This is a genomic window from Nocardia sp. NPDC050175, from assembly GCF_044459885.1.
Lineage (GTDB): Bacteria > Actinomycetota > Actinomycetes > Mycobacteriales > Mycobacteriaceae > Nocardia.
In genome coordinates this window covers 200,875-221,983 of the sequence record NZ_JBITJI010000007.1, presented here as the reverse complement: position 1 = coordinate 221,983, position 21,109 = coordinate 200,875, and the positions used below count along the sequence as shown (strand labels likewise).

Below are 21,109 nucleotides of genomic sequence, written 5' to 3'. Positions count from 1 at the left end.
CCAACGATACAAGGGTGCCCGCCGCCGGATGCGGTCCGTTCCGTGTGGCGGAACGCCCGCTCTGCCGCAGATTCTCGCCGTGTCGGCAACCATGCCGCGAATACGTTTCCAGGCTGAACCATCCTGGCGGGCAATACGTTTCAACAGTCAGGCGGTGTCTGCCGACACCGTGCGCGGACCATGATCGGATCAGCCATGGCATCGGACACCCCGTGCGTTTGTCGATTTCCCCTCGCCTACGACGCCGAAGCCCGGGCCTTCTGGGTGTGCGGGCATCCGTTGCCGATCGTGACGCAGGCCGTCTCGGACTACTGCGAGCAGATCTGCCTGGATCCCGATGCGCGGCTACGTCGACACGACCGTATCGCCGCCCTTGCGCGTGCCCGGGAACTGCGCTCAGCCACCGCCGACACGAGCACGTAGTTGCTGAAGAACAGCAATCGATGGTTGAAAAATGGAGACAGAACTATGACAACCTCAGCTCCGGATAAGACGGCCGCACCCAAGGCCCTCGACACACCCGGTTGGAATATCGCCCGCAAGCTCATCGTCGAAGGTATCGGCACGTTCTTCCTCGTCTTCACCGTCGGCGCGGCAGTACACAGTGGAAGTTCCCTCGCACCACTGGCAATCGGCGCGGTCCTCATGGTCATGGTCTACGCAGGCGGCCACATCTCCGGCGCGCACTACAACCCGGCGGTCACCTTGGCAGCCCTGGTCCGCGGCCGAATCAAACCTCTTGCCGCCGTTGGCTATTGGCTCACCCAGCTAGCCGCCGGACTGATAGCGGCAGTGGTCGTCCGCATCGTCGTCGGCGTCCCCTCGGCTCGAGCATTGAGCCCATCGGGCCACCTCCTGACCGATGCCCTCATCGCCGAACTCCTCTTCACCTTCGCCCTCGCCTACGTCGTCCTCAACGTAGCAACCAGCGCCGACCACCCCAACAACTCCTTCTACGGCCTGGCCATCGGCTTCACCGTCGCATCCGGAGCCATCGCGGTAGGCGGCATCTCCGGCGCCGCATTCAACCCAGCCGTACTCCTCGGCGGCCTGACAATGGGCATCTTCGGCACATCAACCCTGCTCTACCTGATCCCCGAGCTACTGGCCGCCGCCGCAGCAGGCCTGGTATTCCGGATACTCAACCCGGCCGACGCCTAGCCGACGGACGCTGGATCCTGCGCTGCGGTTCGAAAGTGCCCTCAGCCGTGCATCATTCAGACTTTGCCATGTACACGCGCCGAGATGGATACCCCGGCCACCGAAGGTCTGGCGCACCCACGTAGACGTGATACTCCACGGTCAACGAAGAATCGGACTGCAGCGCGTAGATCTCGTCCTCGATCTCCCGAATATCCTCGCGCAGCACGTCGTTGTCCTCATACACAGAAAAGAACAGCGTTAGGCGATCTCGGTTTCCCTGGATCGCGATGGCACGCATATTGCGTGAAATCCCTCCACACATCGCTTGTACCGTGTCCAGCACCCGGGCGTTCTCGAACTCTATGTCGCGCATGTCATGCCCTCCAGTTCGGATCAATCCGCATTGCCGACGTCGGGGCGCGGTTCGAATCCCGTCCGCCGCAGGTTGAGCTGACTTACGGGTCGAGGCGTGGGAAGCGGGTGCGCATCTCGTCGATGTAGGTGTCGCGGGATGTTGGGCCGTTGAAGCGGAGGCGGTCGTATGCGGTGAATGCGGGTTCTAGGATGTCGAGTTCGTCGATCAGGGTGTGCAAGCGTTCGTGCCAGTGGGGCGAGCCGGCGTCTGGGGCGCTCGGCGCTGCGTTGATCGCGGACGTCAGGTAGTCCTTGCGTTGGATTGTGGTGGGCCTGACCTCGTGCAGGCAGACGTACTGGCCGCTGAGGTAGGAATTCCATTCCTGCGCACCGACGTCCGGGTCTTCCCAGCGGGCGGTGAACCAGGCTTCGAGCCGGTCGATGCCGCCTGCCGCGTCGGCCAGGGCGAACAGGTCGCGGGGCACCATCTCGGCACCGTCGGAGCGCAGGTATCCCGGTAGCGGCAGGCGTCGGTTTACCATCAGCTGGCGAGTCTCGTCGGCATCGAGGCGCTTGGCCGCACACAGTTCGTCCAGCGTCACGAACTGTGTGCTGACGTAGGCATCGTCGGCGTTCGTCATCGGATGATCGCCGTTGACCTCGCGAAACCGTTCGGCGACTTGCCGCCTCAGGTCGACCTCCGACATGCCTCGCCCTTCGTCACCCATACGGGACCGTCCCGCTGCCTGCCCGGCATGGTATCTGCTGGACTATTTGAGCAGGCCGATGATGGGCACGATGGTGCCCACAACGCCGGCGAGCACGCCGACAACGTTCCACACCGGCGAGGTCAACACGCTGGATCGAGTCCGCTCGGCTCCCTGCGGATCCGGTGTTCTGCGCCACCTGGTACCTAGCGACGTACGCAGCGACCAGACGCCGAGAACACTCAGCACGACAAAGAGCAGCGAAACCGCCAGCAGAATAAGGAAGAACGGCGTAGCCATTGTCTGACTCTAGGCCGGTGGGAGCCGCCGAACAGGAGATCCGCTGCACAACGGCTGACGACGTTCAGCCAGTCCGCTGGCAACGCGCTGACGAACCTCTCGTCGCAGGACCGCACCAGTCCGGTTCGCGTCGCGTGTGCGGCCCGGTGGCTGGATAGCTGGACGTCTCTCCCGTGGCGATCGGCACGAGAGAGACGTTCGTAACGGAATTCGTCTTATTTGATCCAGCCAGCGGCTTTTGCGGCCTCTACCGCTTTTGCCTCAGCTTTGTCTGCAGCTACGCGATTCCGCAAGTTATCGCCTGGTACGGCCACACTCTCCATATCTTCCAGCTCTGCCGAATCCGGCATACTCTTCGGCTCTGCGCCCTCGCCCGCGAGGAACTTGGCACTGGCCTCGGCGGTGAGAGCCGCCGTCTTAGCAGTCAACAATTCCGGTTTGAGGTCGTCGTCATTGTGCGTATCTTTGCCGTGGCCGCCGCCAGCCTTCCGGATCATGAAGTTCGCTAGTTGCGAATCCTTCTTGTCTTCTTCGGACAGCGATTGCACCGCAGCAGGATTGAAGTACAGAGCACCCCCTTCTCGAGCTGTGTAGAAGCACGTGTAGTACGCCGCGCGGATCGCTGCCTTCTTATAGCCGGCGACGCTGTCCGGATCGGGATTATCTTCAGGCACTCCGAAAAGCCCTTCTCGGACTGCCGGCGAAGTTCCAATATTCGTTTTAGTCGGGTTTGTGATTTTTTCCGGATCTTCGGGGACCGGGACACTCGCCCGTCGATTTTCTGCACTCTGGGTACGCAACCGCGCGCACTTCGCTATGGCAGCAGTGTCCGCGTTTTTATCGGCGTCGCTCTCCTGCTGCTCCGAACAGAGCGCCGGCGTGGCCGGTGGGTCGGCGAGCGCGATGACTGGGGCTGGAATCGCCATACCAAGGCTGACAGCCAGCGTGGCATACAGGGGAACGCGTGAACTTACGACCATGGATCCTCCAGGTTCGGTGTGCACTGTTCGGCTATCTATCTGACCATGTTTCGCGCGGATGGCCTGGCAGTGACAGACCGCGAGACGCTGTGCCGTCTACCTGTTCGGTTTCCTGCGAGCCGTTATCCCTGGTGAACCGGTTCTTCGTCAGATTTCGACCAGAAGAGCGCGGCAGGCTTCGCCGCGTCGGTTGCGTCGTGCCGAGGGCAGGCGCAACCGACGATCATCGCCCGGATGGGGCACCACGATTTCGCGACAGATGAGTACGCGACTCTGTCGGTCACCGGTGGGACACAACGGCCGAGTCAGCCCGCGGCGGGTGTCTTCGTGATCTGCACGATCGGAAGCACCAGGGCGGCAGGCGCATTCGCGGGCACCACGGGGGTGACCGGTGCGACCGGGGCGATCTGCTGATACGCGACGCCGAGCGGAGGCCGGGAGTCGACCTCGCCCTTGTTCGGCCAGTAGGCGGCGGCGCGTTCGGCCTGGGCGGTGATGGTGAGCGACGGGTTCACGCCGAGGTTGGCCGAGACTGCCGCGCCGTCGACGACGCTGAGCGTCGGATAGCCGAAAACGCGATGGTAGCCGTCGATTACGCCGTGCTCGGGGTCCGCGCCGATCACCGCGCCGCCGAGGAAGTGGGCGGTGAGCGGGATGTTGAAGATCTCGCCCCAGCTGCCGCCCGCGATGCCGCCGATCTTGGCGGCCACCCGCCGGGTGACCTCGTTGCCCATCGGGATCCAGGTCGGATTCGGTTCGCCGTGGCCCTGTTTGCTGGTCAGCTTGCGGCCGAACAGTCCGCGCTTGGTGTAGGTGGTGATCGAATTGTCCAGGTGCTGCATGACCAGCGAGATGATGGTGCGCTCGCTCCAGTCCTTGGTGCTCAGGAAGCTGAAAAGGTTCATCGGATGGCGCAGCACGAGGCCGAGGAAGCGCAGCCAGCGCGGAATGCGACCGCCGCCGTCCACCATCAGCGTCTGCAGCAGACCCATGGCGTTGGAGCCCTTGCCGTAGCGGACCGGCTCGATGTGCGTGTCCGGGGTGGGGTGGATGGACGAGGTGATCGCCACGCCCTTGGTGAAATCGACACCGGGCGTGACCTTCTTGGTCGCGGCACCGACGATCGATTCGGAGTTGGTGCGGGTCAGCTGGCCGAGCCGATCCGAGAGCTCCGGCAGCGCGCCCTTGTCCTTCATGGCGAACAGCAGCTGCTGAGTGCCCCGGGTGCCTGCCGCGAGCACGACGTTCGCCGCGGTGTAGGTCTTGGGCTGCTTGCGTACCCAGGCGCCGGTGCGCGCGGTGGACACGTCCCAGGTGCCGTCCGGATGCGGACGCAGATCGGTGACCGTCGTCATCGGAATGACTTGGGCCCCGGCCTTTTCCGCGAGGTAGAGGTAGTTCTTCACGAGCGTGTTCTTGGCGCCGAACTTGCAGCCGACCATGCAGTCACCGCATTCGACGCACCCGGTGCGCTCGGGCCCGACGCCGCCGAAGTACGGGTCCGCCACGGTCTTTCCCGGTTCACCGAAGAACACGCCGACCGGAGTCTGCACGAAGGTGTCGCCGACACCGAGGTCGTCGGCGACCTGCTTGAACACCTCGTCGGCCGGGGTCATGTGCGGGTTGCGCACCACGCCGAGCATCTTCTGGGCGCGCTCGTAGTACGGCGCGAGCTCGGTCTGCCAGTCGGTGATGTCGCGCCACTGCGCGTCGAGGAAGAACGGCTCCGGCGGCACATACAGCGTGTTGGCGTAGTTCAGCGATCCGCCGCCGACGCCCGCACCGCCGAGGATGAGGACATCGCGCAGCAGGTGGATGCGCTGGATGCCATAGCAGCCGAGCTTGGGCGCCCAGAGGAACTTCTTCAGCTCCCAGCTGGTCTTGGGCAGTTCGTCGTCGGCGAACCGCTGGCCCGCCTCGAGGACGCCTACCTTGTAGCCCTTCTCGACCAAACGCAGCGCGGTGACGCTGCCACCGAACCCAGAACCGACGATGAGAACGTCGAAATCCGTTGCTCTCTGGTCCATAGGAAACTCCTCGATAGGTCGCCAGTGACTCGAGTAACACTACTACTCAGTAGGTTGTGCGCCGAACCAGGGCAGGTGGCGCGTTCTTGTGCCGACGCCACCCGCTTTCCGTGCTCAGGACTGCTGTTCGCACGCGCCGACGGCAGCGCTCTGATTCGGCGCGGCGGGATCTCCCTTCAAGAGCAGTGCTCTCTGTTGTTGACAACGCTCTCTGAATATTGCACCGTGAAGGCATGCCGACGACGCCGCGCGCCCGAGCGAGGGCCCAGACCATGACCGACATAGTCCGCATCGGCCGCGAACATCTGGCCACCGACGGTGCCGCGGCCCTCTCGCTGCGCGCGGTCGCCCGCGACCTCGGCGTCGTCTCCTCGGCCGTCTACCGCTACGTCAGCAGCCGCGACGAACTACTCACCCTGCTCGTCGTAGACGGCTACAACGCACTCGGCGACGAGGTCGACACCGCCCTCGCCGAAGCATCCGACGACCCGATCGAACAAATCCGCATCCTCGCCCGCACCATCCGCCGCTGGGCCATCGCCGAACCCGCCCGCTACGGCCTGCTTTTCGGCACCCCGGTCCCCGGCTACGACGCCCCCGCCGACCAAACCATGGCCCCCGGCACCCGAGTAATCATCGCCCTGCAATCCCTCTTTGCCCGCGCCTACCAATCAGATATACTGCACGTCCCCGCGTTGGTCCCGCGCCTATCATCGCCTCTAGCAACGGATTTCGCCCAAATCCGCAACGACCTCCACCTCGACATCCCCGACTGGCTCATCATCCGCGGAGTTACGTTCTGGGCCAGCCTCTTCGGCGCAGTAAGCGCCGACGTCTTCGACATGTACGGCGCAGAAACCTTCGCCGACCGCGCCGAACTCTTCGAACTCCAACTCGACGCCCTACTCGACATGCTCGGCTACCGACCGAATCCCTGACCGTGCGGCTGCGGTCAGTCTTCGCTGCTGAACCGATCGCCGACGAAGCGGAGGAGGGCTGGGTCGTTGGAGGTGAGGCGGTCTACTTCTTGGCCGCCGGTGCATTCGTAGAGGGCGATGGTGACGTGGTCGGGGGTGCGGGAGAGGATGCGCCAGATGGCGCCGGAGGCTTGCCAGCGTTGCAGGATTGCTGTGGGGCTGGGGGTTTCGGGGTGGGGGCTGGTCATCGGGGGAGGGTGACGGGGTCGAGGCAGCTGGCTGCGGCGTCTACGAAGGAGCAGGGTTGGGGGGCCCGGGTGGGGCGGTAGGTGGGGGAGACGCCGCCGGCCTGGGTGAGGGCGGTGTAGGCGGGGACGGCGTCGGTGGGTTTGCGGGTGAGGGTTGGGTCGGTCAGGACGTCGACCGTGTAGAGGCCGAAACGTGGGGTGTAGGAACCCCATTCGTAGTTGTCGGTGAGGCTCCAGTAGTTGTAGCCGATGACGTTCATGCCGTCGGACTTGGCGCGTTGCAGCCAGTAGATGGTGTCGCGGAGGTTGTCGGCGCGGGTGTAGCCGTCGGCTCGGGGTGCGCCGTTTTCGGTGGGCATGCCGTTTTCGACTATGTAGAGCGGTTTTTCGGGGAACTGGCGGGCGTAGTGCTGTAGTGCGTAGTAGATGCCCTCCGGCTGAAGTGGTTGGGTCCACAGCCTTTCGAGGTCGGGCGGGCCCGCCAGGAGGGATTCGGGGGAGAGTCCGTAGTAGTAGTCGATGCCGATGTAGTCGAGTCGGGTGCGGATCTTGTCGATGAGGGGTTTGTTGAGGAGGTCCTCGCCGGTGGGGATGTAGGCGACGTTGCTGGTGACCAGTGCGCTGGGCTGCACGGTGTGGATGTAGTCGTAGATGCTGTTGTGCGCCTGGGCGATTCGGTCGTGCATGGCGGGTACGTCGATGGGCGAGATGCCACCCTTCTGCAGCTCGTTGACGATGTAGAAGGTCGGTTCGTTGAAGGTGACCCACAGGGGATTGGCCGGGGCGTAGCGATCGACGATGGTGCGGGCGTTGGCGAGCCAGTCGTCGACGATGCCCGCGTTGCGCCAGCCGCCGCGGTCGACCTCCCAGCCGGGGTATACCCAGTGGTCGATGGTGAGCATCGGTTGCATGCCCGCCGCGGTGATCGCGGCGATGACATCGTCGTAGAAGCGGAGTCCGTTCTCATCCCACTCGCCGGGCCGCGGCTGGATTCGCGCCCACTCGAGGCCGATTCGATAGACCTTGACGCCGAGTTGGGCGGCCAGCGCGATGTCCGAGCGGTATCGGGTGAAGAAGTCGATCGAATCGCCGTAGGGGTCAGTGGTTTTCCCGGCTGCCACGTAGCGAGACCAATTGCTGTCGGGCGCATGGCCTTCCGACTGGTATCCGGACGCGGCGACACCCCAGAGGAAGTCTGGGCCGAGGGGCGCGACCTGAGCGGGAGGTTCCGGACGTGCCGCGGCGGTGGCTGTGCTGCCGACGACCAGCGCGGCGGTAGTGGCCGCGAGGGTGAGCAACACGTGACGGCGGCGCTGTGATCGCATCGGACTCCTGTTCAAGGGATAACCGGGCCATGGACCTGGGGGACAGCGTAACTGGTCGTATGTCCGTTTCAGGTGGATCTGTTGCGGTACGGAGAGTTGGGGGGAGGAGTCGGGCAGCTGAGCCCTATGAGTGGGGGTAGGGGAGTTGTCGCAATCCGGTAGGGAGTTCTGTTGGGGGACTACAGGTTCCGGAGTCATCAGGTTCTGTGGTGGAGATCGTCCGAGGCCCAGTGGAAGGTATCAAAGTAGATAGTCCATATAGATACGTAGATATGCGCATCAACGCATGCAGATAGTTCTAGTTAAACCTCACCACAAATCACCATTACTCAATCAACCGTTCCAGCCCTCTCCTCAGCCAAGACGAGAGCGGTGGTCGGCGGGCTCTTAGTTCTGCGATGAGGCGAGTGCCTCGAGGAGTTGGGCACCGGCGGCACGGGCAGGTGCGCGCATGACGAATCGGTCGAACCCCCAGCGCTTCTGATGCGCCCGCAACTCGGTGACCAGCTCGTCGACCGTGCCGATCAATACATACGGCGCACTGAGCAACTCGGCGACGCTGGTGGTGGGAATGTCCTCGGCGAAGCGCGCACAGGCGGCTTCGGCGTCGTCGGTGATCTCCACATGCTGCACGAGCGCCTCGAACGCGGGCGACCGTCCTGCCTGCTGAGCAGCATCGAGCGCGAGCTCGACGTGCGCGTCGATCTGATCGCGACTCCACCGGGTTTCATGACTCCGCCCGTCGGCCAGCGTCCTGCCGAGCCCGGAGAATCCGACGATATCCGCGTTCGCGGCCGCATACCGGAGCACGCGAGTCCCATTGCCGCCGACGAGCACCGGCACTTCCTCCTGTACAGGCCGCGGCCGGTTCAGTACCGCATCCCGTAGCTGAACATGCTCACCCGCGAACGTCACCGCCTCGCCAGCGAGCAGCCGCCGCGTGGTGTCGGTGACCTCGACCATCCGGTCGACCCGTGCCGCAGCCGAAGGATGCTCCCGTCCCTGCATGGTCCATTCCGCAGGGGTGTGCCCGGCCCCGATCCCGAACAACGCCCGCCCACTGGACAAGAAATCGAGCGTGGCGACCTCTCCGGCAAGCAGAAACGGTTCCCACATCCCGGCATTCACCACATTGGTCCCGAGCCGGATCGTCTCGGTGGCCGTCGCGGCCGCGGCGAGCGCGACGAAGGGCGCGACGAACGAACCTGGATGGTCAGGAACCATCAGGGCATCGAACCCGTCCCGCTCACACCCCTTGGCGAACTCCGGCCAGGAGCCGACCTCGACCACATTGGCGGTCATCGAGAACTTGATCGGAGCGTTCATCTTCGCCCTCCCTTCGAGCTGCCCACGCTAATTCGGGAAGGCCTTGCGGCGTAAGCGTTTCCGCTGAGGGCGAAGTCAGCGCTGCCCTTGATCCGCGGTGATGACGGGCAGCCGCACGGTCACCGGGTCGGTGATAGGCGTGGTCTTGACGAGGTCGGTCATGTCGCGAGTGGACGGGTGTTCGTCGGCGAGAATCGGCTCGCTCAGTCCGACGCGTTCGTGCAGGCGTTTCATCCAGGCCGGCGCCCACCAGCAGTCGTCGCCGAGGAGTTTCATGACGGCGGGTACCAGCAGCATGCGCAGGATGGTCGCGTCGATGATCAGCGCGGCGATCATGCCGTAGGCGATGTACTGCATCATCACCAGCTTGGAGAATGCGAACGCCCCGGTGACGACGAGCAGGATGGCCGCGGCGGCGGTGATGATGCGGCCGGTGTTCGCGGTGCCGATGCGGATTGCCTCGGTGGTGGTCGCGCCCTTGGTGCGGGCTTCGACCATGCGGGACAACAGGAATACCTCGTAGTCGGTGGATAAGCCGTAGATGATGGCGATGATCAGGACGAGGATGTTCGCCTGGATCGGCTGAGGGGTGAAGTTGAGCAATCCCGCGCCGTTTCCGTCGACGAAGATCCAGGTGAGGATGCCGAGGGTGGAGCCGAGCCCGAGCGCGCTCATCAGGGCGGCCTTGATCGGCAGGATGAGCGAGCCGAAGGTTAGGAACATCAGCACCGTGGTGAGGAAGAGAACCACGGCGACCATGAAGGGGATGCGACCCAACAGGCCGTCGATCGAATCCTTTTGAATCGCGGGCGTTCCGCCGACGAGCATGGTCACGTCGTCGGGTAGTTGGATCGCGCGCAGATAGTCGATAGTCGTATTGGCATTTTTGACCGCGAGGGCAGCCTCGGTCCGGTAGACGTCGGGGCGTTTGGTCGAGGTGCTCGGCGTGGCGAAGGGACCGGTCGCACCCGGCGGCGTGAGCAGGCCCGGCGCGCGATTGGCCTGCTTGATGACATCGCCGATGGCCTTCGTGTTGTCGGAAACGAACACGAGCTGCACGGGATCGGCCTTGCGGATGGGGAAGGTCCGGTCGAACTCCTCTTGGGCGATCCGGGTGGGGTTGTCCGGTGGCAGATAGCTTTCGCTGAATCCGCCGAAGGCGATGTTCTTCACCGGGATGATCAACAGCAGCAGGCCGAGGCAGATCGGGATGGCAATGCGCTTCGGGTACTTCATCACCCAGCGGGTGGAGCGGCCCCAGAAACCGTTCTCCACTTCCTCGGCGGTTTTGGTCTTGGCGAAGCGCTTGAGGCCGAGCATGTCGACGCGCGGGCCGAGGATGCTGAGCATCGCGGGCAGGATGGTGAGCGTCGTCAACGCGGCGAGGGAGACGGTCGCGATCGAGGCGTAGGCCATCGATCGGAGGAAGCCCTGCGGGAACAGCAGCATGCCGCCGAGGCTGACGATGATCATGGTCGCGGAGAACACCACGGTGCGGCCCGCGGTCATCACGGCGCGGCGCACCGCGGTCCTGGTGTCGTAGCCTTCGGCGAGTTCCTCGCGGAATCGGCTGACGATGAACAGGCCGTAGTCGATGGCCAAGCCGACACCGATCATCGAGACGACGCCGGAGACAAAGACATTGACGTCGGTGAATTCGGTGAAGATACGAATGATGCCGTTGGCGCCGATGACGGTGAGGCCGCCGACGATCAAGGGGAGCGCGGCGGCGACCAATCCGCCGAAGATGAAGAACAGCAACACGGCCACCACGGGGAAAGCGACGATTTCCATCAGGTGGATGTCCTCGTCGAGCGAGGCGGTGAGTGTTCCGGCGACGGGTTGCAGTCCGGCGACCTGGACGTCGACGCCGGGAATGTAGAAGACGTCCTTCACTTTCCGGAAGTTGTTGACCACTTCGGTGTCGGTGTTGCCCTTGATGGCGACCGACGCGAAGGCGCGGTTCAGGTCCGCTCTGCCGAACGCGCTGCGTTGCTGTTGGCCGGTCTCGGTCTTCCAGTAGGAGCCGTTGACCTTGTCGATTTCATCCGGGTGCTGGCGTTGCAAGCTGTTGAGGTTGTCGACGACCTTGGCGCTGAACGCCGGATCGTCGAGCGATACGCCGGCGGGCGCGGTGTAGAGCACGAGGACGTCGGCTCGGTGGTCGCGGTCGAAGGCCTCGTCCGCTATCCGTGCGGCCTTCGCGGATTCCGAGGTCGGGTCGTCCAACCCGCTGGAGCTCAGATGCTCGGACAGGTTGGATCCGTACCCGCCGAGCGCGAGCAGTGCGGCACCGACGACGGCGATGACGACGAATCGGAACCGATGGACGAAATCTCCCCAGCGCGCGAACATCAAGCGGCTCTTTGTAGGTGCGGGCAGGTCGGTCGGGTAGGGAGCGGCCTGGGGGCACCGATCATCAAGAGATTGCATCCTTCCGGTGGTCGCGCCCGATATGCGCGCTATCCAAAGTACCGGTGGTGCGCAGTGGTCTTCCTGAGAGTTCTGCTAGGAAATGTCGGTTGGGCCAAGGATTTTGCCGAGTGTTCGGGTGAGTGTCCGCAATTCGTCGGGGTCGAGTTTGCCTGCGAAGCGTTGTTCGATGCCGGCGAGGTAGCGCGGGGCGGCTTCGTGTAGGCGGGTGCGTCCGGTGTCGGTGATGGTGACGAAGGCGGATCTGCCGTCGTCAGGGTTGGCTTCGCGGGTGACCAGTCCGGCGGTCTCGAGTTCGGTGACGAGTCGGCTTACTCGGGTGCGGCTGAGGACGACGCGGGCGCCGAGGTCGGTCATGCGCAGGGGAGGGACGCCGTCGAGTTCGAGCAGGACGTCGTACCAGGCGAGTGGGAGTCCGACTGCGGTGCGTAGGTCGGCGTCGAGTTGGGGCACCAGTTGGGCGTGGACGCGCAGGAGTGCGGACCAGGCGTTGGCTGCCGCGCGGGGATGGTCGGTGTGGGCCACGGTTCGATCCTACCTACTTGTGTGCGCCCGCACGCATATAGTAGCGTGCACACGCACATAGTTTGTGTTCGGAGGAAGGAAATCTCATGACCGATGTCATTGCTCGTGCGGAGCTCGCGGCCGCGATCGAGGCGGGTTCGGTGACGGTGCTCGACACGCTCGGGGCCGGCTACTACGAGAAGGCGCATCTGCCCGGCGCACTGGTCCTAGTCGAGTCCGACGTGGAATCGATTGCGGGGCAACTGCTTCCGGATCGCGAGGCGGCCATTGTGACGTACTGCGCGAACGAAGCGTGCCGTAACAGTGAGAACGTCGCGGTCAAGTTGCGGGCGCTGGGCTACACGAATGTTCGCGCGTATCGAGCAGGAATTCAGGACTGGGCGGACGCCGGTCTCCCTGTCGTGGAGGGGGTCTGAGCTACGGAAACGGTCTGGACTTGCGCTAGTTTCTAGCCATGCTAGATTGGTTAGCAACGCTAGATCAAGAGATGGAGTCCACCAATGCTCAGCACAGTCGTTCAGGTTCTCGGCATCGTTGCGGTGCTCGCCAACGCCGTCGTTTACGGCACCGATGCCTGCTACGCGATCATCACGCGGTCGGTGTACGCGCGGTTGGACGACGCGACAGTGACGGCCTCGGCAGGGTGGGGGCATTACTACGGTGACCGTCGGATGCCGATCGTCGGGATCAGCGGGGTTGTCACCGCGGTGCTGACCGCTGTGTTGGCGGCGATCGGTGGCTATGTCGGTGCGGCCGTGGCGGCCGGAATCGCGGTGGCGGCGTTGGTGATCTGGCTGCTGGTCTACGTTCGCGTGGCCAAGCCGGTGAACACGCAGCAGACCGCTGCGGCGCAGGCGGGGATCACGCCGCCGAATGCTCGTGCGCTGCAGGACAAGTGGGACAGTGTGGTGAACGCGCGGGTTGCGTTGCAGTTCGTTGCGCTTGCCGCCTTGGCTGCGGCTATCGCGCTGGTGTGAGGTCGCGGACTGTGCGGTCGATCCGGTTCTATTCGGATCGACCGCACAGTCATGTGGTGGGTCGTCAGCGTTCGATCTCGATGACGAGTGGGTTGCCGGTGTCGAACCAGTAGCGGTGTAGTTCTCGGATTTTGGCTCGGCTCGGTCGCCCGCGCAGGTGCAAGGTGCATTCCCCGTAGTCCATGGCTGTGACTGTCTCGCACAGGATGGTGCGCGCGATCGCGCGTTCGGTCGGGTCGGTGATTTCGCGGGCGATGCCGTCGAAAGCACCCTCCGGCAGTCGGATTCGGACGCGCTGGTTGGCGCGGATGTTGAGCAACCACGCGCTGGCCGCCGCAGGCCTGGTCATCGCCAGGTGTGGCGGGATCAGTTGGACGAGGTAGGCGCGGTCGTCGCTGCGGATCACCCGGACGCACTTCTGGCGCTTCTTGCCGGTCTTGCGGCCGGTGGTGGTGAGCACGCCGTAGCCGTTGGGGGCTCGCAGTCGAAACCACGGGAGCATGGCGGCACTGACGAGGCGGCCTGCTCGCTCGGTGCGGACCAGGAGGGTGTGTTTCTCGGCTTCGGACGCGGCGGCGATCCGGATTTTCCGCAGCCGTTCACTTGTCGGCGCGTCGCCGGTTGCTGAGTCCTCCATAGCGTCCATGGTCCGCCGCGCGCGGACGATGCGGACCGGTTTCGTCGTTCGGGGAGCGTTGTCTGTCAACAACTTTGCGGCGCGCCGGGTGACTTCCGATGTGACATGCCCCTCGGTCCCGGCCTGGCAGAGCGACTGGGGAACGGCGACGTGTCAGGATTCTGAGATGGTGTCGAATCCGCTGCCGCCGATTGCTCGCAGGCTGGCCCAACAGCGCTGGGTCATGCGCACCGCGCCGGTTGTTATTCCGGTGGAGCGCGCCGTTCGACGATGGACCAACGGCCGCAGAGGCGTGCTGGATCTGGTCGGGCTGCCTTCGATCGAGGTCACCGTCGCGGGGCGCAAGACCGGCATCGCGCGGACCACGTCGCTGCTGTATGTGCCGCGGGGCGAAGATTTCCTCGTGCTCGGCTCCAACTGGGGTAGTCCGAAGCATCCGGTGTGGTCGGCCAACTTGCGTGCCGCCGATACGGCGACTGTGCGGCACAAGGGCGAGCAGTTCACGGTCGCGGTTACTGAGCTCACCGGTGTCGATCGCAAACTCGCCTGGGACCTCGCCGTGGAATTCTGGCCCGGTTACGAGATGGAGTACGAGCTGTCCGGTGGGCGGCAGTTCCGGATGTTCGAGTTGCGACGCATCTGACGGCGGTCGAAATGTGTTCGTGGCGGCGGTGAGTCGCGGCTGACGAGGTGGCCCGTCACTTTGTCGGAGGGCCGGGTTACGGTAGGGCGGTGACCACGCATCTGACACACTGGGGTGCCTTCGAAGCCGACAGCGATGGCGATCGACTGACCGCTGTGCGGCCGTGGCGCGGCGATCCGGAGCCGATGCGGTTGATCGAGAATGTGGCGTCCGCGCAGCATCATCCGACCAGGGTCGATCAACCTTATGTTCGGCAGGGTTGGTTGGAGCGTGGGGCGGGTGCGGCAGGCCGTGGGGACGAGCCGTTCGTGCCGGTGTCGTGGGAGACCGCGTTGGATCTGCTCGCCGGTGAGTTGGGGCGGGTGTATCGCGAGCACGGTGCCGAAGCCGTGTACGGCGGGTCCTACGGGTGGGCGAGCGCGGGGCGGTTTCATCACGCGCAGAGTCAGACGCATCGATTCCTGAACTGTCTCGGCGGGTATGTGCGGCACGTCAACAGCTACAGCCTCGGGGTATCGCAGGTGCTGATGCCGCATGTGCTCGATCATCTCGGTGTCGTCCTCGAGCGAGCGACGTCGAAGACGGTGCTGGCCGAGCACACAGACTTGGTGGTGGCGTTCGGCGGGTTGTCGCCCAAGAACGCGGCGGTGGCGCCTGGCGGTGTGTCTCGGCACAACACGCGCGGCTGGATCGGTGCCGCGCGGGCGCGGGGCTGCCGGTTCGTGTCGATCACGCCGTTGCGTGACGACATCCCGGTGGAGGCCGAAGCGGAGTGGCTCGCGCCGCGGCCGGGCAGCGATACCGCGCTGATGCTGGCATTGGCGCAGGTGCTGGACGCGGAGGGGTTGGCGGACAAGGCCTTCCTGGACAAGTACACGGTCGGCTACGAGCGTTTCCTCGGCTACGTCCGTGGCGAGACGGACGGGATCGTGAAATCTCCGGAGTGGGCCGCGGCACTCACCGGCCTACCCGCCGAACGCATCAGGACACTCGCGCGCGAGATGGCGAGCGCGCGAACCTTCGTGACAGTCAGCTGGTCGTTGCAGCGCGCACAGTACGGTGAGCAGCCGCTGTGGTTGGGCGTGGTGCTCGCGGCGATGCTCGGCCAGATCGGGTTGCCCGGCGGTGGGTTCGGGCACGGCTACGGGTCGACGGCGAACGTGGGCGAGCCCGCGCGGGAATTCTCGCCGCCGCGGTTGCCGCAGGGACTCAACGGAGTCGACACCTTCATTCCGGTTGCGCGCATCGCCGACATGCTGCTCAATCCGGGCCAACCCTTCGAATACGACGGGCAACACCTGGTCTACCCCGACATTCGGCTGGTCTACTGGGCCGGCGGGAATCCCTTTCACCACCATCAGGATCTGGCCAGGCTGCGCGAGGCGTTCGCGCGACCGGAGACGGTGGTGGTGCACGACCCGTTCTGGTCCTCGACCGCCCGGCACGCCGATTTCGTGCTCCCCTCGACCATGACGATCGAGCGCGACGACTTCGGCGCGGGCGAAAACGACTGTCTGCTGTTCCCGATGAAGGCGATCACCCGTCCGCACGGCAAGGCGCGCGACGACTACGCCATCTTCAGCGAGCTAGCTGAACGCCTCGGCATCGGCAAGGAATTCACCGAGGGCCGCACCGCCGACGAGTGGCTCCGTCACCTCTATGAGGAATGGCGACTCCGCCACAACCTGCCCGACTTCGACACCTTCTGGGCCAGCGAGCACATCGAACTGCCGGTACCCGACCCGCAGCAGATCCTGTGCGCCGACTTCCGCGCCGACCCGGAGCAATTCCCGCTCAGCACCCCGAGCGGCAAGATCGAGATCTTCTCCGAAACCATCGACGGCTTCGGTTACGCCGACTGCCCCGGCCACCCCACGTGGTTCGAACCCGAAGAATGGTTAGGTGCTCCCGCCGCGGCCGAGTTCCCGCTGCAGCTCGTCGCCAATCAGCCGCGCTCCAAGCTGCACAGCCAGCTCGACGTCGGCGCATACAGCCAATCCACCAAAGTCGCCGGACGCGAACCGGTTCGACTGCACCCCGCCGACGCCGCCGCCCGCGACCTCCACGACGGCGACACCGTCCGTCTCCGCAGCAAGCGTGGCAGCTGCCTGGCCGGGCTGATCATCGACGACGGGGTCCGGCAGGGCGTAGCGCAACTGTCCACCGGCGCCTGGTACGACCCCGACCCGACGAACCCCGCGTTCTGCCGCCACGGCAACCCGAACGTGCTGACCCCGGACCGTCCCTCTTCGACGCTGAGTCAAGGATGCACGGGTCAGCTGTCGCTGGTCGAAATCGAGCGGTACGACGGAGTGGCCCCGGACTTGGCCGTCAACCGGCCACCCGCCACGGTTCAGGAAGCGGCGCAACACCTTCCGTGACAGCGCGGGTGGTCGTGCCACCCGCGCTTCGGCAGAATCGGTTGTCATGGAACGAATTCCGTTCGACGTCGACGCCTACGTGCAGCGCACCCAGTCCGAGGCCTGCTTCATCTGCGGGCTGGTCGCCGCGAATGACGAGTGGCACCAGGTCATCGCCGAGAACGCGGACAATATCGCGTTCCTGTCGAAGTACCCAACCCTGCTCGGCCATGTCCTGGTCGCACCGAAGATCCACCACGAGCACGTGGTGCGCGATCTTGCCGAGGATGCATACCTGCAGTTGATGACATTGGTCTACCGAGTAGCCCGTGCAGTCGAGACAGTCCTCCCGGTCGAACGCACCTACCTACTGTCTCTGGGCAGCCAACAAGGCAATTCACACCTGCACTGGCACATCGCACCCCTGCCACCCGGCGTGCCCTACCGCGAACAGCAGTTCCATGCGCTGATGGGGGAGAACGGGGTGCTCCCGTGGACGCCAGAGCAAGCAGAGACGTTGGCCGATCGACTCCGAACCGCATTGCGGTCCGGGTGACCCTGTCGCCGAACGTGCTCTCGCGATGGCGTGCATCGAACGTGTTGAATCCACGCCGGACCGGCCGCGTCGGGATGGTCTCGCGGTTCCGGCCGAGTCGCACCAGCGAGGCCCGAATACCTCCGGAGATTCGACGATCCTGTCCGTCTCGCCGCCGACATTGGTGAGCCGGATCGTGTCGCTGATCGCGTCGCGGTCGTCGAGCTTGCCGACGGACTCCACCGCTTGGTCGCCCCAGTCCCTGCCGGACCCGCAGGCGATCTTGCCCCAGGTACATGACCGCGATGCGCTCACTGAAGTGCCGCACCACCGCCAGGTCGTGCGCGATGAACACGAAGGCGATGCCGAGGTCGCGTTGCAGCCCCTGCAGTAGGTTCACCACCTGCGCCTGAATGGATACGTCCAGGGCAGAGACGGGTTCGTCGGCCACGATCAGCTTCGGGTCTATCAGTTGGGCGAGCGCGCCCAGGTATGCACCGACCGCGAGTCAGTCAGGCAGCGGTACAAGTCGTTGGGCGTCGTCGAACAGTGCGCGTTCGGCAACGCGGGCGGCGGTGAGTGCCGCCAACGCGGTGGCGGCTAAAAGCATGTACATGACGACGATTTGGTAGCGGATCGCCGTGAGCGGGTCGACGCCCGCGAGGATGAGGCCGGTCATCGCGCCGGGGAGGCTGATCAGGCCGACGACCTTGGTCGCGTCGATCGCGGGGGCCAGGGCGGTGCGCAGAGCGGACTGACGGTGCGGCAGGAAAGCTTGGCGAGCAGACAATCCCAGGCACAGGCGGGCTTCGATGGCCGGTCGTGCTTGTCGGGCGTCTTCGCGGATTCGGCGTAGCGCGAGGCCGGTGGCTTGCATGGCGCCGGAGACGACCATGCCGCCGACCGGGACCACGACGCGAGGCTCGGTGGAGATGACGCCGAGCAGTACGAGGGCGCCGAGGGTGATGGTCGCGCCGACCGCCACGCCGATCGTCGCGGTGCGGCGCGCCTGCGGCAGACCCGCGCCGCGGCGGCCCGCGACCTGTCCGGCGATGATCACCATCAGGATCACCCAGGCGAACGCGCCGGGTAGTGCGGTGTGGCGGAACACGATCAGCAGGATCGCGCCGACCGCGATCAGTTGAACTCCGGCACGTACTGCGGCGATCACCAGTTCGCGGGTCAGGTCGAGGTGTTGGCGGTAGGCGATGAACGCGGCCAGGCCGACCAGCAGCAGCGAGGTCGAGACGCCGGTCCAGTCGGGTACCGAAAGGCCTTGCACCATCAGGGCTTCCGATCTATCTGGTCGGTTCGGCCGTCGGGTATGAGGTGTTTGTCGTCGAGTAGCAGGACATCGTCGGCGACTGTGCGCACGAAGCCGGGATCGTGGCTGACCAGGATCACGCTGCCGCCCGCGTCGACGTGCTCGCGAATGAGGTCGGCGATGACAGTGGCCGCGGCCGCGTCCAACGCGGAGGTCGGTTCGTCGAGCAGCAGCACGTCGGGTTCGACGGCCAGCGCACGGGCCAGGCAGACCCGTTGCGCCTCACCGCCGGACAGTTCCGCGCAGCGCCGGTCGGCGAACGACTCCGGCAACCCGACTCGGGTCAGCAAAGCGTGCACCCGAGGGATGGGCAGGTCGCCGCGTCCGACCCGCACTTCATCGATCACAACGTCGGCCAGCAATACCGATCGCTGCGGTACCAGTCCGACCCGGCGCCGCAACTCCAGCACATCGAGCCCGGTGATCGGGGAGTCGTCGAGCAGGATCTGCCCACTGCTCGGTTCGGCGAGCCGGTTGAGCAGTCGGAGCAGTGTGGTCTTGCCCGTCCCGCTCGGCCCGACCACCGCGGTGCACCGACCTCCGGGCATGGCGACGTCGAGGTCGACGAGCAGCGGTGTCGAACCGGCGACCACGCCGACTCGATCGAGGACGAAGGTGTGCACGAGCCAATCCTGCTACGCGGCGGTGATTTTATTGCGCTGCATCGGCACTCGGGTCCCCGATAGGCTCGCCGGCATGATTCTCCGCCACGTCGCCATCGACTGCGCCGATCCGTACAAGCTTGCGTCGTTCTGGAGTGCCGTCACGGGCTGGCCGCTCTCCGATGAGGACGAAGTCGACGACGACGAGGCGCTGCTCACCGCGCCCGAGCCCGTTCCCGGTTTCCTGTTCATCCGGGTTCCGGAGGGCAAGACGGTGAAGAACCGGATCCACTTCGATTGGCTGCCCACCGAACGGACCCGCGACGAGGAAGTCGAGCGCCTGATCACGTTGGGCGCGACACTGTATGAGGATCACCGCACCCCTGAGGGCCGCGGCTGGGTCACTCTCGTCGACCCCGAAGGGAACGAATTCTGTGTCGAGCGAAGCGCATCCGAACGAGGGATCGACGGCTGAACCGAGTTCAGCACACGACCATGGGCAAGCCAGCGCGCTAGGGAGCACCGGTTCCTGCCCGACCTGCGGCAATGCGCTCGATGAACACAATCGGCACCTGCGGTTCACCCTGCCGGATCCTGTGCTGGCCGCGCCGGAACGGGAGCGGACACCCGGCACGTGGATGAGCGACGAGACGGCCCATACGTCGGAGCTGTTGATGGTCCCGAACGAAGGCGCGTACGTTCGGGCAACGCTGCCCATCAAACTCACCGGGGGATACACCGTGTCCTACGGCGTATGGCTGCTGGTCCACCCCGGCGACTGGAAGCCGATCTGCGATACGTGGTGGAAGCCGGCATACGCCGATCTTCGAATATCTGGCTGGCTCGCGAATACCATCCCTCCGTTCGATATTTTCGCGGCGCCCGTCTTGGCAGTTGTGCGTAGCCCGACACAGCTCCCGCGCTGTCATCTGTCGACCGATCCCCTGCTCGATCGTGTCCTGTACGACGAATGGCCGCACGAGTTGTTCCTCGACCACCTCGGCCGAGCGTGACCGGCGCGGCGACACTCCGTAATAGCCTGTGCGGCCGTGTGATCGGCGCTGACCTCTACGATGCCCCGGTGACCTACGACGACCTCGAGCATCTCGACACCTCCCGCCTGCCGGAGCGCCAGCAGCAGATCCTGGCCACGATTCGCGATTGGGTGGTGCGCCAGGGCTATGCGCCGAACTCGCGGCAGATCGGGGACGCGGTGGGGTTGAAGTCTTCGTCGTCGGTGTCCAAGCATCTGAACAGTCTCGAGGAGAAGGGTTTCCTGCGGCGCAGCGAGACGATGTCGCGGCCGATCGATGTGCGGATGTTCCTGCAGGGCTCGGTGACGCGGGAAACGAACGAGGATTCGGTGGCGGTGCCGGTGGTCGGTGACATCGCGGCGGGTACGCCGATTCTGGCCGAGGAGCACACCGACGACATGGTGACGATGTCGCGTCAGCTGGTCGGGCGCGGGACCGTGTTCGGGTTGCGGGTGCGCGGGGATTCGATGATCGATGCGGCGATCTGTGATGGTGACATCGTCGTGGTGCGGCAGCAGAACGAGGCGCATTCGGGGGAGATCGTGGCCGCGATGATCGACGGGGAGGCGACGGTGAAGGTGTATCGGCGGCGCAATGGGCATGTGTATCTCGAGCCGCGCAATCCTGCGTACGAGGTTATCGACGGGGACAAGGCCGCTGTGCTGGGCAAGGTGGTGTCGGTGATGCGCCGCGTCTGATCGGCCGGTGGCGG

At 65.0% G+C, this 21,109-nt stretch carries 24 protein-coding genes and 1 pseudogene; 11 read left to right on the top strand and 14 right to left on the bottom strand.

Going from position 1 to position 21,109, the window contains the following annotated elements; all coding sequences use genetic code 11:
• Positions 1–195 precede the first annotated feature (195 nt).
• A complete protein-coding gene (locus ACIBK2_RS25055) occupies positions 196–423 on the top strand; it encodes a hypothetical protein (RefSeq protein WP_396970325.1) in 228 nt (75 codons plus the stop codon).
• 45 nt (positions 424–468) lie between these two features.
• A complete protein-coding gene (locus ACIBK2_RS25050; protein ID WP_396970324.1) occupies positions 469–1,161 on the top strand; it encodes an aquaporin in 693 nt (230 codons plus the stop codon).
• A 52-nt stretch (positions 1,162–1,213) separates the two neighbouring features.
• Here the strand turns inward: ACIBK2_RS25050 and ACIBK2_RS25045 are convergent, their stop codons facing one another.
• From ACIBK2_RS25045 to ACIBK2_RS25025, 5 genes are all read right to left on the bottom strand, one after another.
• The gene (locus ACIBK2_RS25045; RefSeq protein WP_396970323.1) at positions 1,214–1,516 is read right to left on the bottom strand and encodes a hypothetical protein; all 303 of its coding nucleotides are present in this window, start codon (positions 1,514–1,516) and stop codon (positions 1,214–1,216) included.
• 82 nt (positions 1,517–1,598) lie between these two features.
• The gene (locus tag ACIBK2_RS25040; protein WP_396970321.1) at positions 1,599–2,204 is read right to left on the bottom strand and encodes a DUF6058 family natural product biosynthesis protein; all 606 of its coding nucleotides are present in this window, start codon (positions 2,202–2,204) and stop codon (positions 1,599–1,601) included.
• Between the two features lie 63 nt (positions 2,205–2,267).
• The gene (locus ACIBK2_RS25035; protein WP_396970319.1) at positions 2,268–2,504 is read right to left on the bottom strand and encodes a hypothetical protein; all 237 of its coding nucleotides are present in this window, start codon (positions 2,502–2,504) and stop codon (positions 2,268–2,270) included.
• A gap of 215 nt (positions 2,505–2,719) precedes the next feature.
• A complete protein-coding gene (locus tag ACIBK2_RS25030; protein ID WP_396970317.1) occupies positions 2,720–3,484 on the bottom strand; it encodes a hypothetical protein in 765 nt (254 codons plus the stop codon).
• 305 nt (positions 3,485–3,789) lie between these two features.
• Complete coding sequence (locus ACIBK2_RS25025) at positions 3,790–5,511, bottom strand: GMC oxidoreductase (protein WP_396970315.1); 1,722 nt, start codon at positions 5,509–5,511, stop codon at positions 3,790–3,792.
• Between the two features lie 233 nt (positions 5,512–5,744).
• Here ACIBK2_RS25025 and ACIBK2_RS25020 point away from each other — a divergent pair, with 233 nt between their 5' ends.
• Entirely contained in the window at positions 5,745–6,449 is a 705-nt protein-coding gene (locus ACIBK2_RS25020; RefSeq protein ID WP_396970313.1) for a TetR/AcrR family transcriptional regulator, read from the top strand.
• A gap of 14 nt (positions 6,450–6,463) precedes the next feature.
• On the opposite strand, the gene ACIBK2_RS25015 is transcribed toward ACIBK2_RS25020, so the two are convergent.
• From ACIBK2_RS25015 to ACIBK2_RS24995, 5 genes are all read right to left on the bottom strand, one after another.
• Positions 6,464–6,676, bottom strand: coding sequence for a hypothetical protein (locus ACIBK2_RS25015; protein WP_396970312.1), 213 nt, complete (start codon positions 6,674–6,676; stop codon positions 6,464–6,466).
• The gene (locus tag ACIBK2_RS25010; RefSeq protein WP_396970310.1) at positions 6,673–8,001 is read right to left on the bottom strand and encodes a family 1 glycosylhydrolase; all 1,329 of its coding nucleotides are present in this window, start codon (positions 7,999–8,001) and stop codon (positions 6,673–6,675) included. Before ACIBK2_RS25010 ends, ACIBK2_RS25015 begins: the two co-directional genes overlap by 4 nt.
• A gap of 387 nt (positions 8,002–8,388) precedes the next feature.
• Positions 8,389–9,327, bottom strand: a complete 939-nt coding sequence (locus ACIBK2_RS25005; RefSeq protein WP_396970308.1) for a TIGR03621 family F420-dependent LLM class oxidoreductase — start codon at positions 9,325–9,327, stop codon at positions 8,389–8,391.
• Between the two features lie 75 nt (positions 9,328–9,402).
• Positions 9,403–11,682 carry an MMPL family transporter gene (locus ACIBK2_RS25000; RefSeq protein WP_396970306.1) on the bottom strand — a complete coding sequence of 760 codons (2,280 nt, stop codon included), beginning with the start codon at positions 11,680–11,682 and terminating at the stop codon, positions 9,403–9,405.
• 153 nt (positions 11,683–11,835) lie between these two features.
• Positions 11,836–12,285 carry a MarR family winged helix-turn-helix transcriptional regulator gene (locus ACIBK2_RS24995; RefSeq protein WP_396970304.1) on the bottom strand — a complete coding sequence of 150 codons (450 nt, stop codon included), beginning with the start codon at positions 12,283–12,285 and terminating at the stop codon, positions 11,836–11,838.
• Between the two features lie 86 nt (positions 12,286–12,371).
• Between ACIBK2_RS24995 and ACIBK2_RS24990 the strand changes: the two genes are divergently transcribed.
• Positions 12,372–12,701 carry a rhodanese-like domain-containing protein gene (locus tag ACIBK2_RS24990; protein WP_396970303.1) on the top strand — a complete coding sequence of 110 codons (330 nt, stop codon included), beginning with the start codon at positions 12,372–12,374 and terminating at the stop codon, positions 12,699–12,701.
• Between the two features lie 84 nt (positions 12,702–12,785).
• Positions 12,786–13,262 carry a DUF1772 domain-containing protein gene (locus ACIBK2_RS24985; RefSeq protein ID WP_396970301.1) on the top strand — a complete coding sequence of 159 codons (477 nt, stop codon included), beginning with the start codon at positions 12,786–12,788 and terminating at the stop codon, positions 13,260–13,262.
• A 64-nt stretch (positions 13,263–13,326) separates the two neighbouring features.
• Here ACIBK2_RS24985 and ACIBK2_RS24980 read toward each other — a convergent pair whose 3' ends face one another.
• Positions 13,327–13,899, bottom strand: a complete 573-nt coding sequence (locus ACIBK2_RS24980) for a nitroreductase family deazaflavin-dependent oxidoreductase (RefSeq protein ID WP_396970299.1) — start codon at positions 13,897–13,899, stop codon at positions 13,327–13,329.
• A 166-nt stretch (positions 13,900–14,065) separates the two neighbouring features.
• Here ACIBK2_RS24980 and ACIBK2_RS24975 point away from each other — a divergent pair, with 166 nt between their 5' ends.
• The 3 genes from ACIBK2_RS24975 to ACIBK2_RS24965 all read left to right on the top strand — a co-directional run bounded on the left by ACIBK2_RS24975 (position 14,066) and on the right by ACIBK2_RS24965 (position 17,458).
• Positions 14,066–14,542 carry a nitroreductase family deazaflavin-dependent oxidoreductase gene (locus ACIBK2_RS24975; RefSeq protein WP_396970297.1) on the top strand — a complete coding sequence of 159 codons (477 nt, stop codon included), beginning with the start codon at positions 14,066–14,068 and terminating at the stop codon, positions 14,540–14,542.
• 89 nt (positions 14,543–14,631) lie between these two features.
• Positions 14,632–16,923 carry a molybdopterin guanine dinucleotide-containing S/N-oxide reductase gene (locus tag ACIBK2_RS24970; protein ID WP_396970296.1) on the top strand — a complete coding sequence of 764 codons (2,292 nt, stop codon included), beginning with the start codon at positions 14,632–14,634 and terminating at the stop codon, positions 16,921–16,923.
• A 46-nt stretch (positions 16,924–16,969) separates the two neighbouring features.
• Complete coding sequence (locus ACIBK2_RS24965) at positions 16,970–17,458, top strand: HIT family protein (RefSeq protein WP_396970294.1); 489 nt, start codon at positions 16,970–16,972, stop codon at positions 17,456–17,458.
• Positions 17,459–17,720: 262 nt separating this feature from the next.
• Here ACIBK2_RS24965 and ACIBK2_RS24960 read toward each other — a convergent pair.
• From ACIBK2_RS24960 to ACIBK2_RS24950, 3 genes and pseudogenes are all read right to left on the bottom strand, one after another.
• Positions 17,721–17,921, bottom strand: a pseudogene (locus tag ACIBK2_RS24960) (peptide ABC transporter substrate-binding protein); the annotation flags it as partial.
• Positions 17,922–17,945: 24 nt separating this feature from the next.
• Positions 17,946–18,722, bottom strand: a complete 777-nt coding sequence (locus ACIBK2_RS24955; protein ID WP_396970292.1) for an ABC transporter permease — start codon at positions 18,720–18,722, stop codon at positions 17,946–17,948.
• Positions 18,722–19,384: an ATP-binding cassette domain-containing protein gene (locus tag ACIBK2_RS24950; RefSeq protein ID WP_396970290.1), complete on the bottom strand. Its 663-nt coding sequence runs from the start codon at positions 19,382–19,384 to the stop codon at positions 18,722–18,724. Before ACIBK2_RS24950 ends, ACIBK2_RS24955 begins: the two co-directional genes overlap by 1 nt.
• On the opposite strand from ACIBK2_RS24950, the gene ACIBK2_RS24945 reads away from it, so the two are divergent.
• The 3 genes from ACIBK2_RS24945 to lexA all read left to right on the top strand — a co-directional run bounded on the left by ACIBK2_RS24945 (position 19,377) and on the right by lexA (position 21,095).
• Positions 19,377–19,838, top strand: a complete 462-nt coding sequence (locus tag ACIBK2_RS24945) for a VOC family protein (RefSeq protein WP_396970288.1) — start codon at positions 19,377–19,379, stop codon at positions 19,836–19,838. The two genes, ACIBK2_RS24950 and ACIBK2_RS24945, sit on opposite strands and share 8 nt — an antisense overlap.
• Positions 19,798–20,376 (top strand): DUF2199 domain-containing protein, encoded by a 579-nt coding sequence (locus ACIBK2_RS24940; RefSeq protein WP_396970286.1) that lies wholly within the window; start codon positions 19,798–19,800, stop codon positions 20,374–20,376. Before ACIBK2_RS24945 ends, ACIBK2_RS24940 begins: the two co-directional genes overlap by 41 nt.
• A gap of 68 nt (positions 20,377–20,444) precedes the next feature.
• A complete protein-coding gene (lexA, locus tag ACIBK2_RS24935; protein WP_396970285.1) occupies positions 20,445–21,095 on the top strand; it encodes a transcriptional repressor LexA in 651 nt (216 codons plus the stop codon).
• Positions 21,096–21,109: the final 14 nt, after the last annotated feature.